The 13740-nt window shown below is 35.3% G+C and carries 23 protein-coding genes; all 23 read right to left on the bottom strand.

Annotated elements, in window-relative coordinates; all coding sequences use genetic code 11:
- The 23 genes from rplO to fusA all read right to left on the bottom strand — a co-directional run bounded on the left by rplO (position 1) and on the right by fusA (position 13680).
- Positions 1 to 441: a 50S ribosomal protein L15 gene (gene rplO, locus I2E98_RS08780; RefSeq protein WP_195468550.1), complete on the bottom strand. Its 441-nt coding sequence runs from the start codon at positions 439 to 441 to the stop codon at positions 1 to 3.
- A 22-nt stretch (positions 442 to 463) separates the two neighbouring features.
- Positions 464 to 643: a 50S ribosomal protein L30 gene (rpmD, locus tag I2E98_RS08775; RefSeq protein ID WP_005212077.1), complete on the bottom strand. Its 180-nt coding sequence runs from the start codon at positions 641 to 643 to the stop codon at positions 464 to 466.
- Between the two features lie 12 nt (positions 644 to 655).
- On the bottom strand, positions 656 to 1153 hold the full coding sequence (gene rpsE / locus I2E98_RS08770; RefSeq protein WP_195468549.1) for a 30S ribosomal protein S5: 498 nt from the start codon (positions 1151 to 1153) through the stop codon (positions 656 to 658).
- A 20-nt stretch (positions 1154 to 1173) separates the two neighbouring features.
- Positions 1174 to 1536: a 50S ribosomal protein L18 gene (gene rplR / locus I2E98_RS08765; RefSeq protein WP_195468548.1), complete on the bottom strand. Its 363-nt coding sequence runs from the start codon at positions 1534 to 1536 to the stop codon at positions 1174 to 1176.
- A 19-nt stretch (positions 1537 to 1555) separates the two neighbouring features.
- Positions 1556 to 2098, bottom strand: coding sequence for a 50S ribosomal protein L6 (rplF, locus tag I2E98_RS08760; RefSeq protein ID WP_195468547.1), 543 nt, complete (start codon positions 2096 to 2098; stop codon positions 1556 to 1558).
- A 65-nt stretch (positions 2099 to 2163) separates the two neighbouring features.
- Positions 2164 to 2562 (bottom strand): 30S ribosomal protein S8, encoded by a 399-nt coding sequence (rpsH, locus tag I2E98_RS08755; protein WP_005212071.1) that lies wholly within the window; start codon positions 2560 to 2562, stop codon positions 2164 to 2166.
- 28 nt (positions 2563 to 2590) lie between these two features.
- Positions 2591 to 2776, bottom strand: coding sequence for a type Z 30S ribosomal protein S14 (locus I2E98_RS08750; RefSeq protein WP_005212070.1), 186 nt, complete (start codon positions 2774 to 2776; stop codon positions 2591 to 2593).
- 15 nt (positions 2777 to 2791) lie between these two features.
- Positions 2792 to 3334, bottom strand: coding sequence for a 50S ribosomal protein L5 (gene rplE / locus I2E98_RS08745; RefSeq protein WP_133016285.1), 543 nt, complete (start codon positions 3332 to 3334; stop codon positions 2792 to 2794).
- Between the two features lie 22 nt (positions 3335 to 3356).
- A complete protein-coding gene (rplX, locus tag I2E98_RS08740) occupies positions 3357 to 3671 on the bottom strand; it encodes a 50S ribosomal protein L24 (RefSeq protein ID WP_195468546.1) in 315 nt (104 codons plus the stop codon).
- 17 nt (positions 3672 to 3688) lie between these two features.
- Positions 3689 to 4057, bottom strand: coding sequence for a 50S ribosomal protein L14 (rplN, locus tag I2E98_RS08735; RefSeq protein WP_195468545.1), 369 nt, complete (start codon positions 4055 to 4057; stop codon positions 3689 to 3691).
- A gap of 32 nt (positions 4058 to 4089) precedes the next feature.
- Positions 4090 to 4344, bottom strand: coding sequence for a 30S ribosomal protein S17 (gene rpsQ / locus I2E98_RS08730; RefSeq protein ID WP_005212062.1), 255 nt, complete (start codon positions 4342 to 4344; stop codon positions 4090 to 4092).
- A 22-nt stretch (positions 4345 to 4366) separates the two neighbouring features.
- Complete coding sequence (gene rpmC, locus I2E98_RS08725) at positions 4367 to 4579, bottom strand: 50S ribosomal protein L29 (RefSeq protein ID WP_005212060.1); 213 nt, start codon at positions 4577 to 4579, stop codon at positions 4367 to 4369.
- A complete protein-coding gene (gene rplP, locus I2E98_RS08720; RefSeq protein WP_040419026.1) occupies positions 4579 to 5013 on the bottom strand; it encodes a 50S ribosomal protein L16 in 435 nt (144 codons plus the stop codon). Before rplP ends, rpmC begins: the two co-directional genes overlap by 1 nt.
- A gap of 18 nt (positions 5014 to 5031) precedes the next feature.
- The gene (gene rpsC / locus I2E98_RS08715) at positions 5032 to 5700 is read right to left on the bottom strand and encodes a 30S ribosomal protein S3 (protein WP_195468544.1); all 669 of its coding nucleotides are present in this window, start codon (positions 5698 to 5700) and stop codon (positions 5032 to 5034) included.
- A gap of 20 nt (positions 5701 to 5720) precedes the next feature.
- Positions 5721 to 6056, bottom strand: a complete 336-nt coding sequence (rplV, locus tag I2E98_RS08710) for a 50S ribosomal protein L22 (RefSeq protein ID WP_005212053.1) — start codon at positions 6054 to 6056, stop codon at positions 5721 to 5723.
- Positions 6057 to 6077: 21 nt separating this feature from the next.
- Positions 6078 to 6362 carry a 30S ribosomal protein S19 gene (gene rpsS / locus I2E98_RS08705; RefSeq protein ID WP_005212052.1) on the bottom strand — a complete coding sequence of 95 codons (285 nt, stop codon included), beginning with the start codon at positions 6360 to 6362 and terminating at the stop codon, positions 6078 to 6080.
- 65 nt (positions 6363 to 6427) lie between these two features.
- Positions 6428 to 7261 carry a 50S ribosomal protein L2 gene (gene rplB / locus I2E98_RS08700; RefSeq protein WP_195468543.1) on the bottom strand — a complete coding sequence of 278 codons (834 nt, stop codon included), beginning with the start codon at positions 7259 to 7261 and terminating at the stop codon, positions 6428 to 6430.
- Positions 7262 to 7319: 58 nt separating this feature from the next.
- Positions 7320 to 7616, bottom strand: a complete 297-nt coding sequence (rplW, locus tag I2E98_RS08695) for a 50S ribosomal protein L23 (protein WP_133016289.1) — start codon at positions 7614 to 7616, stop codon at positions 7320 to 7322.
- On the bottom strand, positions 7616 to 8236 hold the full coding sequence (rplD, locus tag I2E98_RS08690; RefSeq protein ID WP_133016290.1) for a 50S ribosomal protein L4: 621 nt from the start codon (positions 8234 to 8236) through the stop codon (positions 7616 to 7618). Before rplD ends, rplW begins: the two co-directional genes overlap by 1 nt.
- Positions 8237 to 8260: 24 nt before the next feature.
- Positions 8261 to 8890, bottom strand: coding sequence for a 50S ribosomal protein L3 (gene rplC, locus I2E98_RS08685; protein WP_195468542.1), 630 nt, complete (start codon positions 8888 to 8890; stop codon positions 8261 to 8263).
- Positions 8891 to 8970: 80 nt separating this feature from the next.
- Positions 8971 to 9279, bottom strand: a complete 309-nt coding sequence (gene rpsJ / locus I2E98_RS08680; RefSeq protein ID WP_195468541.1) for a 30S ribosomal protein S10 — start codon at positions 9277 to 9279, stop codon at positions 8971 to 8973.
- Positions 9280 to 10238: 959 nt separating this feature from the next.
- A complete protein-coding gene (gene tuf / locus I2E98_RS08675) occupies positions 10239 to 11432 on the bottom strand; it encodes an elongation factor Tu (RefSeq protein WP_195468540.1) in 1194 nt (397 codons plus the stop codon).
- Positions 11433 to 11613: 181 nt separating this feature from the next.
- Entirely contained in the window at positions 11614 to 13680 is a 2067-nt protein-coding gene (gene fusA, locus I2E98_RS08670) for an elongation factor G (RefSeq protein WP_195468539.1), read from the bottom strand.
- Between the last annotated feature and the right edge of the window lie 60 nt (positions 13681 to 13740).

The raw sequence follows: 13740 nt of genomic DNA, 5'->3' as shown, positions 1-13740 counted from the left end.
TTATATCACCTCAACTTTTCCTCCAGCTGCTTCTATCTTTTCAGCCGCTGACTTAGACATCTTGCATCCTTGTACAGTTAGGCTCTTTTCTAATGTTCCGTTTCCTAATATCTTAACTCCGTCTAAAACTTTAGATATTACTCTTGTTTCAAGTAATAATTCTGGAGTTACTACTGTGCCGTTTTCGAATATGTTTAATCTATCAACGTTTATAGAAACAATTTTCTTAGCGAAGATATTAGTGAATCCTCTCTTAGGAAGTCTTCTGTATAATGGCATTTGACCACCTTCAAATCCTGGTCTAACTCCACCGCCTGATCTAGCGTTTTGTCCTTTTTCACCTTTACCAGCGTTTCTTCCTAAACCTGAACCAGTACCTCTACCAACTCTCTTAGGAGCTTTCTTGCTACCAGCTGCTGGCTTTAATTCATGAAGTTTCATATCTTAGTGCACCTCCTCTTTATTATACTTCTTCTACTTTTAATAAGTAGTCAACTTTGTTGATCATACCTCTGATTTGAGGAGTATCCTCATGCTCTACAGTTTTGTTAATCTTTCTTAGACCAAGAGCATTTGCAGTAGCGATATGGTCTTTCTTTCTGCCTATTAAGCTTTTAACTAAAGTAACCTTTATCTTTGCCATTGCGTATACCTCCTAACCTAATATTTCTTCTACAGTTTTGCCTCTTAACTTAGCTATTTCTTCAGCTGTTCTTAAGCTTGCTAAACCGTTAATTGTAGCATTTACCATGTTTCTTGGATTGTTTGAACCTAAAGACTTAGCTCTAACGTCCTTTAATCCTGCTAATTCAAGTACAGCTCTTGCTGGTCCACCAGCGATAACTCCTGTACCTTCTTTAGCTGGCATGATTAAAACTTTACCAGTTCCAAACTTACCATATATTTCATGAGGAACTGTTGTTCCAACTATAGCAACGCTAACCATGTTTTTCTTAGCGTCTTCGATACCTTTTTTAATTGCTTCTGGGATTTCGATTGACTTACCCATTCCTACGCCTACGTGTCCGTTCTCATCACCAACAACAACTAAAGCGCTGAATCTGAAGTTTCTACCACCCTTAACAACCTTAGTAACTCTGTTTATAAAAACAACCTTTTCCTTAAGGTCTAGTGTGCTAGGATCGATTCTCATTGATTTCCCTCCTTGTTTGATTAGAATTTTAAGCCTGCTTCTCTAGCGCTTTCTGCTAATGTTTGAACTCTTCCGTGATATACGTATCCACCTCTGTCGAATACAACTTCAGTAATACCTTTATCTAAAGCTCTCTTAGCAACTAGTTCACCAACTAATTTAGCAGCTTCTTTGTTTCCGCCTACTTTAACATCAACTTCTTTATCTAAAGTTGAAGCAGATACTAAAGTTACAGCATTTATATCATCTATGATTTGAGCATATATATTCTTTTCACTTCTGTAAACTGAAAGTCTTGGTCTTTCAGGAGTACCAGAAACTTTCTTACGTACTCTAAGGTGACGCTTTGCTCTATTTGCCTTTTTGTCTGCCTTCTTGAACATAAGGTTCACTCCTTCCTAATTATTTCTTACCAGTCTTACCTTCTTTACGTCTGATAACTTCGCCTTCGAACTTAATTCCTTTACCCTTATATGGTTCAGGTTTTCTCCACTTTCTGATATCAGCAGCAGCAGCACCAACTAATTGCTTATCGATTCCTGATACAACTACCTTTGTAGCTGCTGGAGTTTCGAAAGTAATTCCTTCAGCTGGTTCTATTTCAACTGGGTGTGAATATCCTAAGTTCATTACAAGTTTCTTTCCTTGTAATTGAGCTCTATAACCAACACCGATTAATTCTAGAGTCTTTTGGTATCCCTTTTCAACTCCTATGATCATGTTGTTGATTAATGCTCTAGTTAAACCGTGAAGAGCTCTGTGCTCTTTAACGTCACTAGGTCTTGTAACAACAACTTGGTTGTCTTCAACTGCTATATTCATGTCTTTGTCCATAGCCTTAACTAATTGCCCTTTAGGTCCTTTTACAGTAACAACGTTACCTTCAGCAACTGTTACTGTAACACCAGCAGGGATAGCTATTGGTAATCTACCTACTCTTGACATAACCGCACCTCCTGTATTACTTGTTAGATCTATATGTTAATCTAGTTAATTTTCAAAATTAATTACTACCAAACGTAGCAAACAACTTCTCCGCCTAAGCCTAATTTTCTAGCTTCTCTGTCTACAACTATACCTTTTGAAGTTGAAATTACAGCGATTCCTAATCCATTAAGAACTCTTGGAACTTCATCTTTCTTACAGTATACTCTTAAACCTGGCTTTGATATTCTCTTAATTCCAGTTATAACTCTTTCTTTGTTAGAACCGTATTTAAGAGATAATCTCATCATTGGAACAACACCATCATTGTATTCTTCAATATTCTTGATGTATCCCTCTTGTAATAATATATTTGCAACAGCCTTCTTTACGTTTGAAGAAGGAACTTCTACTACTTCGTGTCTTACAGCATTCGCATTTCTAATACGAGTTAGTAAATCTGCGATAGGATCTGTCATAACCATTTAATTTGCCTCCTTTCAGTCGTTAGGTTTACCAGCTTGCCTTCTTACAACCAGGAATTTCACCTTTGTAAGCAAGTTCTCTAAAGCATATACGGCAAATACCAAACTTTCTTAATACTGCATGTGGTCTTCCACATATTCTGCATCTTGTATAAGCTCTTGTTTTATATTTAGGAGCTTTGCTCCACTTTTCAATAATAGCTTTACGTGCCACAGTTTTCCCTCCTTATTATTGAGCGAATGGCATTCCAAGGAATCTTAATAATTCTCTTGCTTCTTCGTCAGTCTTTGCAGTTGTAACGAAGATGATATCCATTCCTCTAACCTTATCGATCTTATCGTATTCTATTTCTGGGAATATTAATTGTTCTTTAATTCCTAAAGAATAATTTCCTCTTCCGTCAAATGCTCTATCAGAAACTCCTCTGAAGTCTCTAACTCTTGGAAGAGCTATTGACATTAGCTTATCAGCAAATTCAAACATCTTTGCTCCTCTTAATGTAACTTTACATCCTAATGCCATGTTCTCTCTTATCTTAAAGTTAGCAACTGATTTCTTTGCTCTAGTTAAGATTGGCTTTTGTCCTGAGATAAGTTGTAAGTCAGCAACCGCAGATTCTAAAACCTTTTGGTTATCCTTAGCTTCTCCAACTCCCATATTTATAACGATTTTTTCAAGCTTTGGAACTTCCATGATGTTTTTGTATCCGAACTTTTCTGTCATAGCTTGAATTACTTCATTTGTGTACTTCTCTTGAAGTCTTGGTGTCATAATTAGTACCTCCTTTCAGATTTTAGAATGTTTCTCCACACTTCTTACAAACTCTAACCTTAGTACCATCTTCTAAGATTTTACTGCTAATTCTTGTAGCATTTTTGCATTTTGTGCAGTATAACATAACTTTTGAGCTGTATATAGCTCCTTCTTTTTCTATTATTCCACCTTGAGCGTTTGCTCTAGTTGGCTTTTGATGTTTCTTTACTATGTTAACTCCTTGAACAAGAACTTTTCCTGTTTTTGGATATACCTTTAAAACTTCACCAGTTTTTCCAGCATCTTTACCAGAAATAACTACTACTGTGTCGTTCTTTTTAACGTGTAACTTCAAATTAGCCACCTCCTCTATTATAGAACTTCTGGTGCTAATGATAATATTTTGTTAAATTCCTTATCTCTTAGCTCCCTAGCAACTGGTCCGAAGATACGAGTTCCTCTTGGTTGCTTATCTTCCTTTATTATAACAGCAGCGTTCTCATCAAATTTGATGTATGAACCGTCAGCTCTTCTTAATCCTCTTACTGATCTAACAATAACAGCTTTTACAACGTCACCTTTTTTAACAACTCCGCCTGGTGTTGCACTTTTAACGCTAGCTACTATTGTATCTCCAATGTTACCGAACTTTCTCTTTGATCCGCCTAAAACTCTGATACACATGATTTCTTTAGCACCTGAGTTATCTGCTACCTTTAATAAGGTTTGTTGTTGTATCATTGAAATTTACCCTCCTTTCAGTCTTTAAAAGCTTATTTAGCTCTTTCAACTATTTCAACAAGTCTCCATCTCTTATCTTTAGATAATGGTCTAGTTTCCATTATTAATACTCTATCATTCATGTTAGCTTCATTATTTTCATCATGAGCTTTGAATTTAGTAGTTCTGTTCATAGTTTTTCCGTATAGTGGATGTCTTACCTTAGTTTCAACAGCAACTACGATAGTTTTATCCATTTTATCAGAAACAACTCTACCGATTTTCTTCTTTCTTAATCCTCTTTCCATTAGGGGCTACCTCCTTCCAGATTTACTGTTCAAATGCCCTGATCTCTTCTTCTCTAATGATGGTTTTGATTTGGGCTATAGATTTCTTTACTTCTCTTATTCTCATAGGATTTTCTAATTGTCCTGTAGCTAATTGGAATCTTAAGTTGAATAATTCAGCTTTTAATTCTCCTAGCTTAGCAACTAAATCTTGAGGATTATTTGCTCTTAAATCTTTTAATTCTCTAGCCTTCATTATTCTTCACCACCCATTTCCTCAAAATCTCTTCTTGTAACGAATTTACACTTTACAGGAAGTTTGTGTGATGCAAGTCTCATTGCTTCTCTTGCAACTTCTTCGTTAACTCCTGATAATTCGAATAATACTCTACCAGGTTTAACTACAGCTACCCAGTATTCTGGTGAACCTTTACCAGAACCCATTCTTGTTTCAGCTGGTTTCTCAGTAACTGGCTTATCTGGGAATACTTTTATCCAAAGTTTTCCTCCTCTTCTAATGTATCTGTTAATTGCTATTCTGGCAGATTCTATTTGGTTACTTGTTATCCATCCACAAGTTTGCGCTTGGATACCAAAATCTCCGTATGCAAGGAAATTACCTCTAGTAGCTTTTCCTTTCATTCTACCACGTTGTACCTTACGATGCTTAACTCTTTTAGGCATTAACATGATTATATTCCTCCTTTCTTACGCGTTAACTTCTTCCTTCTTTTCAACTTTTTTAGTTGGAAGAACTTCTCCATTATAAACCCAAACTTTAACTCCGATTTTACCGTATGTTGTATCTGCTTCAGCAAATCCATAATCGATATCAGCTCTTAATGTTTGTAGTGGAATTGTTCCTTCATGATATTGTTCAGTTCTAGCGATTTCAGCTCCGCCTAATCTTCCTGAACAAGCTGTTTTAACACCCTTAGCTCCTAATTTCATAGCTCTTTGGATGCTTTGTTTCATAGCTCTTCTGAAAGAAACTCTTTTTTCTAATTGAGCAGCAATGTTTTCAGCAACTAATTGAGCGTTTGCTTCAGCATTCTTAACTTCAACTATGTTTATTAAAATATTCTTTCCGTTTACTAATTTAGCAACCTTAGCTTTTAAAGCTTCGATTCCTGCACCACCTTTACCGATAACAACACCTGGTTTAGCAGTATATATATTTAACTTAACTCTTTTAGCTGATCTTTCGATTTCAACTTTAGCGATACCAGCTGAGAAAAGTTCTTTCTTTACGAATTCTCTTATTTTGTTATCTTCGATTAAGTTATCTGCAAATGTTCTCTTATCAGCATACCATTTTGCATCCCAACCTTTGATAACTCCAACTCTAAGTCCGTGAGGATGTACTTTTTGACCCACTTGTTTTTCCCTCCTTCTTACTAAGCTCTTTCTTTAACTACTACTGTTATATGACTTGTTCTCTTATTGATTCTGAACGCTTTTCCGTGGTCCATTGGTCTGAATCTCTTTAAAGTTGGACCAGCACCTACGAATGTTTCAGCAACATATAAGTTTTCAACATTTAAGTCATGATTGTTCTCTGCATTTGCAACAGCTGATTTTAAAACTTTGTTTATAACAACTGCAGCATCTTTTGGAGTATATTGTAATATAGCGAAAGCCTCGTTAACGTTTTTTCCTCTTATTAAATCAAGAACAACTCCTACTTTCATTGGAGACATTCTAACATATTTAGCTATAGCTCTAGCTTCCATTGGTGTTCCTCCTTTCCCAGATTACTTTCTTTTTCTTGATGCTTTTTCGTCGTAATCGTGTCCTCTGTATGTTCTAGTAAGAGCAAATTCTCCTAATTTGTGTCCTACCATATCTTCGCTCACATATACTGGAACGTGTTTTCTACCATCATGAACAGCGATTGTATGACCAATCATTTGTGGGAAAATTGTTGATGATCTTGACCAAGTCTTAACAACCTTATTTTCACCATTAGCATTCATTTCTTCTATCTTCTTTAAAAGTCCTTCGTGTACGAAAGGTCCTTTTTTTATTGATCTACTCACTATAATTTGCCTCCCTTCATAATCTCTAGGCCCAGTAAGCCTGAAGAGAATTAACTTCTCTTCAATTACTTACTATTTCTTCTCTTTATTATGAATCTATCAGAATACTTCTTATTCTTTCTAGTCTTGTATCCAAGTGCTGGTTTACCCCATGGAGTAACTGGACTTGGTCTACCGATTGGTGATCTACCTTCACCACCACCGTGAGGGTGATCGCAAGGGTTCATTACAGAACCTCTAACTGTAGGTCTCCATCCCATGTGTCTCTTTCTACCAGCTTTACCAATGTTGATGATATCGTTAGTAGTGTTAGAAACTGTACCGATTGTAGCTCTACATTCGATTCTTACATATCTCATTTCACCTGAAGGTAATCTTAATGTTGCATAGTTACCTTCTTTAGCCATTAATTGAGCAGAAGTACCTGCTGATCTAACCATTTGGCCACCTTTACCAGCTTGTAATTCTATATTGTGAACAACTGTACCAACTGGCATATCTTTTAATGCTTTTGCATTACCAACTTTGATATCAGCTTCTGGTCCAGATACGATTGTATCTCCAACCTTTAATCCTACTGGTGCAAGAATGTATCTCTTTTCACCGTCAGCATATACTACTAAAGCAATGTATGCTGTTCTGTTTGGATCGTATTCTATTGTAGCAACTTTTGCTGGAATACCATCCTTATTTCTCTTGAAATCTATTATTCTGTATTTTCTCTTAGCTCCACCACCGTGGTGTCTTACAGTTATTTTACCTTGAGCATTTCTACCACCAGTTTTCTTTAAAGAAACAAGAAGTGATTTCTCTGGGCTGCTTGTAGTTATTTCTTCAAAACTAGCCATTGTCATTTCTCTTCTTGATGGTGTAGTAGGTCTAAACTTTTTAACTGCCATGCTAATTCCCTCCTTCTTTAAGCTTATCTGGTATTTTTACCAATACTTCGCTTTGATATTATTGCATTCCTTCGAAGAATTCAATACCTTTGCTATCTTGAGCTAATGTGATTATAGCTTTCTTTTGGTCAGCTCTCTTACCAACATGTACGCCCATTCTCTTAGTTTTTCCCATAGTTCTTATTGTTTGAACTTTTTCAACTTTAACGCCGAAAACTTCTTCAACCGCTTTCTTTATTTGAACTTTGTTAGCGCTCATATGAACTATGAAAGTGTACTTCTTTTCTGCCATTGCAGCCATTGACTTTTCAGTTATAACTGGTTTTCTGATTATATCGTGGCTTGTTAACTTCATTATGCGTACACCTCCTCAATCTTTGATACAGCATCCTTAGTCATGATTACTTTTGAGTATTTTAATAAATCATAAACGTTGATGTTGTTAACTGGAAGTACTGCTACTCCTTCTATGTTTCTAGCTGATTTGTAAACTGTTTCGTTTGCTTCAGCAGTAACAATTAATGTCTTTTTAGCATTGAAAGCATTTAACATTTTAACAATTTCCTTAGTCTTAGGAGCTTCTAATGTTAAGCTATCTAATACTACCATTTCATCATTTTGAACTTTGCTAGTTAATGCTGATAACATAGCTACTCTTCTCATTGATTTTGGTATTGACATTCTGTAATCTCTTGGCTTTGGTGCGAATACAACTCCACCTTTGATCCATTGTGGTGCTCTGATTGATCCTTGTCTAGCTCTACCAGTTCCCTTTTGTCTCCAAGGCTTGATTCCGCCTCCTCTAACCTCAGCTCTAGTCTTAGCTGATTGAGTTCCTTGTCTCTTGTTAGCTAATAATGCAACAACTACTTGGTGCATAGCATCTGCATTCACTTCAACAGCGAATACTTTATCATTTAATTGAATATCTTCAATCTTATTTCCTTCTTTGTTAAATAATCCTACTGTAGGCATTCTGTCTCCTCCTTTCTAAAGAAATTAAGCTTTAACAGCGTTTCTTATTACAACTGTGCTCTTGTTAGCACCTGGGATACCACCCTTAACTAATATTAAGTTCTTTTCAGCTATTACTTTAACAACTTCTAAGTTTAATACTGTAGTGTTAACAGCTCCCATGTGTCCTGGCATCTTCTTGTTCTTGAATGTTCTTGATGGATCAGAAGAAGCTCCCATTGAACCTACTGCTCTGTGGAACTTAGAACCGTGTGACATTGGCCCTCTGTTTGCATTCCATCTCTTAATAACACCTTGGAATCCCTTACCTTTAGAAACTCCTGAAACGTCAATTTTATCTCCAGCTGCAAATAAATCAGCTTTGATTTCTTGACCTACTTCGTAAGCGCTGCAATCTTCTAATCTGAACTCTTTTAATGTTCTTCTTAAAGATACTCCAGCCTTAGCAAAGTGTCCTTTTCTTGGCTTATTAACTAATTTTTCTCTTATTTCACCGAAACCAACTTGTATTGCTTCATAACCATCCTTTTCGATAGTCTTCTTTTGAACAACAACACATGGTCCAGCTTCTACTACAGTTACAGGAACTACCTTTCCATTTTCATCAAAAATTTGAGTCATTCCTATTTTCTTACCGATTATAGCTTTTTTCATGTATTTACACCTCCCAAACGTATTAGCGGATTGCTTTAGCAATCATAACCGTTCAAACTGTTTATTTAATAGTTAAGCTATTATAGCTTTATTTCGATATCTACACCAGCAGGTAAGTTTAATCTCATTAACGCATCAACAGTCTTTGGTGATGGATTAACGATGTCGATTAATCTCTTGTGTGTTCTGATTTCGAATTGTTCTCTTGAATCTTTGTACTTATGAACAGCTCTTAATATAGTAACAACATCTCTTTCAGTAGGTAGTGGTACTGGACCTGCAACCTTAGCTCCTGTTGATTTAGCTGTTTCAACGATTTTTTCAGCAGATTGATCTAATATAGTGTGATCAAAAGCCTTTAATCTGATTCTTATTTTTTGTTTTGACATTCTGGTTTCCCTCCTTTTCATGTACGCTTTACTTCTAACGCACAACAGCAATAGTTATGTAAACTGTTCCTGGTGTTTCCTACCTAAGAAGACAAATTACTATTCCTGCCGTCGGATTCTAGATCCTGACTTGCTCCTCAAGAATAACCCGGAAGTCCGGCAACCTCTTGATTCATCGCGTTATGCTACACAACTTCTTTATTATACTATCTTTATAAATCTTTATCAAGACTTTTTTTTCATCTTTTTTTAACCATTTTTTATAAAAATTTTTTAAGTTTTTAGAAGTAATCCTGTCGTTCAACTGTTATAATTTTATATCGAATTTAACTTTTTTTCAATAGTATATTTGATGAAATTTTAGTTTCTATTGCCTTATATTTTATATATTTAACCAATTTATTCTAATATAAACATTTTTTATATATATTTTGGGTTTCTATTTATATTTTTACTCAAATAGCTTATAGATTTCTATCTTATATATAAGAAAGTTTATTAATACACTTCCAACGTAATTAAATAATCATTTTAGTAATCCATCCTCATTTTAATTAATTCGTAATAATTTATTTTTGCTATTCATACATATAATAAATTGTATAATTTTCATTTATATAATAATAAACTCTATATAAAATCTAATAAAGCAATATAATTATTTCCTAATAAATGAAGATCTACTAATTCTTTATTAAAACACTTCTCTTATAATTATTTATTTTCTTTTACATATTAAAAACTTTAAAATACAATTATCATTAAACACGCTACTATTATTATTTATATGTTCAAATTAAAAATATCTATATTATAACCATCCATAAAAAAGATATAAAAAAAGAAAGAGTAAAGGCGTCCCCTTACTCTTTCTCTTTTTGTGATCACATTTTTTTAAGCGCTTTAATTTAAAATTTATATTTAAAAAGATTTTAAAACTTAATTTGAAAAGTTTAAAACTATTCGATTATAGAAGTAACAACTCCTGAACCTACAGTTCTTCCACCTTCTCTGATAGCGAATCTTAAACCTTCATCCATAGCTACTTGAGTGATTAACTCAACGTTCATATCGATGTGGTCTCCAGGCATAACCATTTCCATTCCTTCTGGTAATTTGATTGATCCTGTAACGTCTGTTGTTCTGAAGTAGAATTGTGGTCTGTATCCATCGAAGAATGGAGTATGTCTTCCACCTTCATCTTTCTTAAGTACGTATACTTGACCTACGAACTTGCTGTGTGGATTTACTGATCCAACTTTTGCTAAAACTTGACCTCTTTCGATTTCAGTTCTTTGAACACCTCTTAATAATGCTCCGATGTTATCTCCAGCTTGTGCTTCATCTAATAACTTTCTGAACATTTCGATTCCTGTAACAACAACTTTTCTCTTTTCTTCTGTTAATCCAACGATTTCTACTTCGTCTGATACGTGAAGAACTCCTCTTTCAACTCTTCCTGTTGCAACTGTTCCTCTACCAGTGATTGTAAATACGTCTTCGATTGGCATTAAGAATGGCTTATCTGTTGCTCTTTCTGGAGTTGGGATGTAGTTATCTACAGCATCCATTAATTCCATGATGCAAGCTGTTGCTTCTGGATCTGTTGGGTTTTCTAATGCTCTTAAAGCTGATCCTTTGATTACTGGAATGTCATCTCCTGGGAAGTTGTATTCAGATAATAATTCTCTAACTTCCATTTCAACTAATTCTAATAATTCTTCATCGTCAACCATATCTGCTTTGTTTAAGAAAACAACGATGTAGTCAACACCAACTCTTGAAGCTAGTAGTATGTGCTCTCTTGTTTGAGGCATTGGACCGTCTGCAGCTGAACAAACTAAGATAGCTCCGTCCATTTGTGCAGCACCAGTGATCATGTTCTTAACGTAGTCAGCGTGTCCTGGACAGTCAACGTGAGCATAGTGTCTGTTTTCTGTTTCGTATTCAACGTGAGCTGTGTTGATTGTGATTCCTCTTTCTTTTTCTTCTGGAGCTCTATCGATATCAGCATAGTTGAACGCTTCTGCGAATCCTCTGTTTGCTAATACTGTTGTGATAGCAGCTGTTAATGTAGTCTTACCGTGGTCTACGTGACCGATTGTTCCGATATTTACGTGTGGTTTACTTCTTTCGAACTTTTGCTTTGCCATTTTGAAAATCCTCCTTTATGGAAACAAAATTATGTGAACTTTAAATATACTTTTAAAATTCTTAATTTGTTTTTTTATTATAAATTAAAATTATTTTTAAATTAATATATATTAATTTCTGTAATGTTACCCATAAATATATTATGGATAACATTGCAAAAAATTATTACAAAATTATAAACTATTTAGCTCTTTTTCCAGCAACTTCTTCTTGGATGCTCTTTGGTACTTCTTCATAGTGATCGAATACCATTGAGTAGTTACCTCTACCTTGAGATCTAGATCTTAAAGCTGTAGCATATCCGAACATTTCAGCTAGTGGTACGTATGCTCTTATAACTTGAGCTCCGTTAACAGCTTCCATTCCTTCCATTCTACCTCTTCTTGAGTTGATATCACCGATAACATCTCCCATGTACTCTTCTGGTACAGTTACTTCAACCTTCATCATTGGTTCAAGTAATACTGGGCTTGCTTTTTGCATAGCGTTCTTGAATGCCATAGAACCAGCAATCTTGAATGCCATTTCTGATGAATCGACTTCGTGGTAAGAACCGTGTACTAACTTAACTTTGAAGTTAATAACTTCGTATCCAGCTATAATACCGTTCTTAGCAGCTTCTTGAATACCAGCATCAATTGCAGGAATGTATTCTCTTGGAATAGCTCCCCCAACGATAGCATTTTCAAAGCTGTATTCTCCTTCAGTTGGTTCCATTTCAATTACAGCATGACCGTATTGACCTTTACCACCTGATTGCTTAGCATACTTAGCTTCAGCTTTAACAGCTGATCTGATAGTTTCTTTGTAAGCAACTTGAGGAGCTCCAACGTTACATTCAACCTTGAATTCTCTTTGTAATCTATCAACGATGATATCTAAGTGTAACTCACCCATACCAGCGATGATTGTTTGACCAGTTTCTTGGTCAGTCCAAGTTTTGAAAGTTGGATCTTCTTCAGCTAATTTAGCTAAAGCTAATCCCATCTTTTCTTGACCAGCTTTTGTCTTTGGCTCGATAGCTACAGATATAACTGGCTCTGGGAATTCCATTGATTCAAGTATGATTGGTGCATTTTCATCACATAAAGTATCACCAGTAGTAGTGTTCTTTAATCCGATGATTGCTCCTAATTCACCTGCTTCTAATGACTCAACTTCTTCTCTAGTGTTAGAGTGCATTTTAACAAGTCTTCCGATTCTTTCTTTCTTACCCTTAGTTGAGTTAAGAACATATGAACCACTGTTCATTATACCAGAGTATATTCTTGTGAAAGCAAGTTTTCCAACGAATGGGTCAGTAGCAATTTTGAATGCTAAAGCTGACATTGGAGCTTCGTCTGAAGCTTCTCTTGAATCTTCTTCACCTTCTAAAGTTTGACCTTGGATTGCAGGAATGTCTAATGGTGATGGTAAGTAAGCAACAACACCGTTGATCATTTCTTGAACCCCTTTGTTTTTGTATGAAGAACCACAGATACATGGAACTATTTCATTAGCTATAGTAGCTTTTCTTAAAGCAGCGTGTAACTCTTCTTCAGTTAATTCTTCACCTTCAAGGTATTTTTCCATTAACGCTTCATCAGTTTCAGCAATTGCTTCAATCATAGCCATTCTGTATTCTTCAGCTTGATCAGCTAATTCTGCAGGAATTTCTTCAATTCTTACATCTTTACCTAAATCATCATAAGTAACGATTGCATGATTAGATATTAAATCAACCATACCTTTGAATTCTGATTCAGAACCTATTGGAATTTGTATTGGAACTGCATTAGCTTTTAATCTATCTCTAACAGTGTTAACACATCTGAAGAAATCAGCACCTGTAGCATCCATCTTATTAACATAAATCATTCTTGGAACACCGTACTTATCTGCCTGTCTCCAAACAGTTTCAGTTTGTGGTTCAACCCCACTCTTAGCGTCTAGAACTGTAACAGCTCCATCAAGAACTCTTAATGATCTTTCAACTTCAACTGTGAAGTCTACGTGACCTGGAGTATCTATGATATTTAATTCATGACCTTCCCAGAAACAAGTTGTTGCTGCAGAAGTAATTGTTATACCTCTTTCTTGTTCTTGAACCATCCAGTCCATTGTTGCAGCACCTTCATGAACTTCTCCTATTTTGTGGCTCTTTCCTGTATAGAATAATATTCTCTCAGTTGTTGTTGTTTTACCAGCATCAATGTGAGCCATTATTCCGAAATTACGGAATTTGTCTAATGGATATTTTCTAGCCATTGTATGTCCTCCTCTCAATGAGTAATTTTATATTCGACAAAACTGTTTTGGCATAGGCCA

The sequence above is a fragment of the Clostridium sp. D43t1_170807_H7 genome, assembly GCF_015555905.1.
Lineage (GTDB): Bacteria > Bacillota > Clostridia > Clostridiales > Clostridiaceae > Clostridium.
This window is presented reverse-complemented; position numbering and strand designations above follow the sequence as displayed.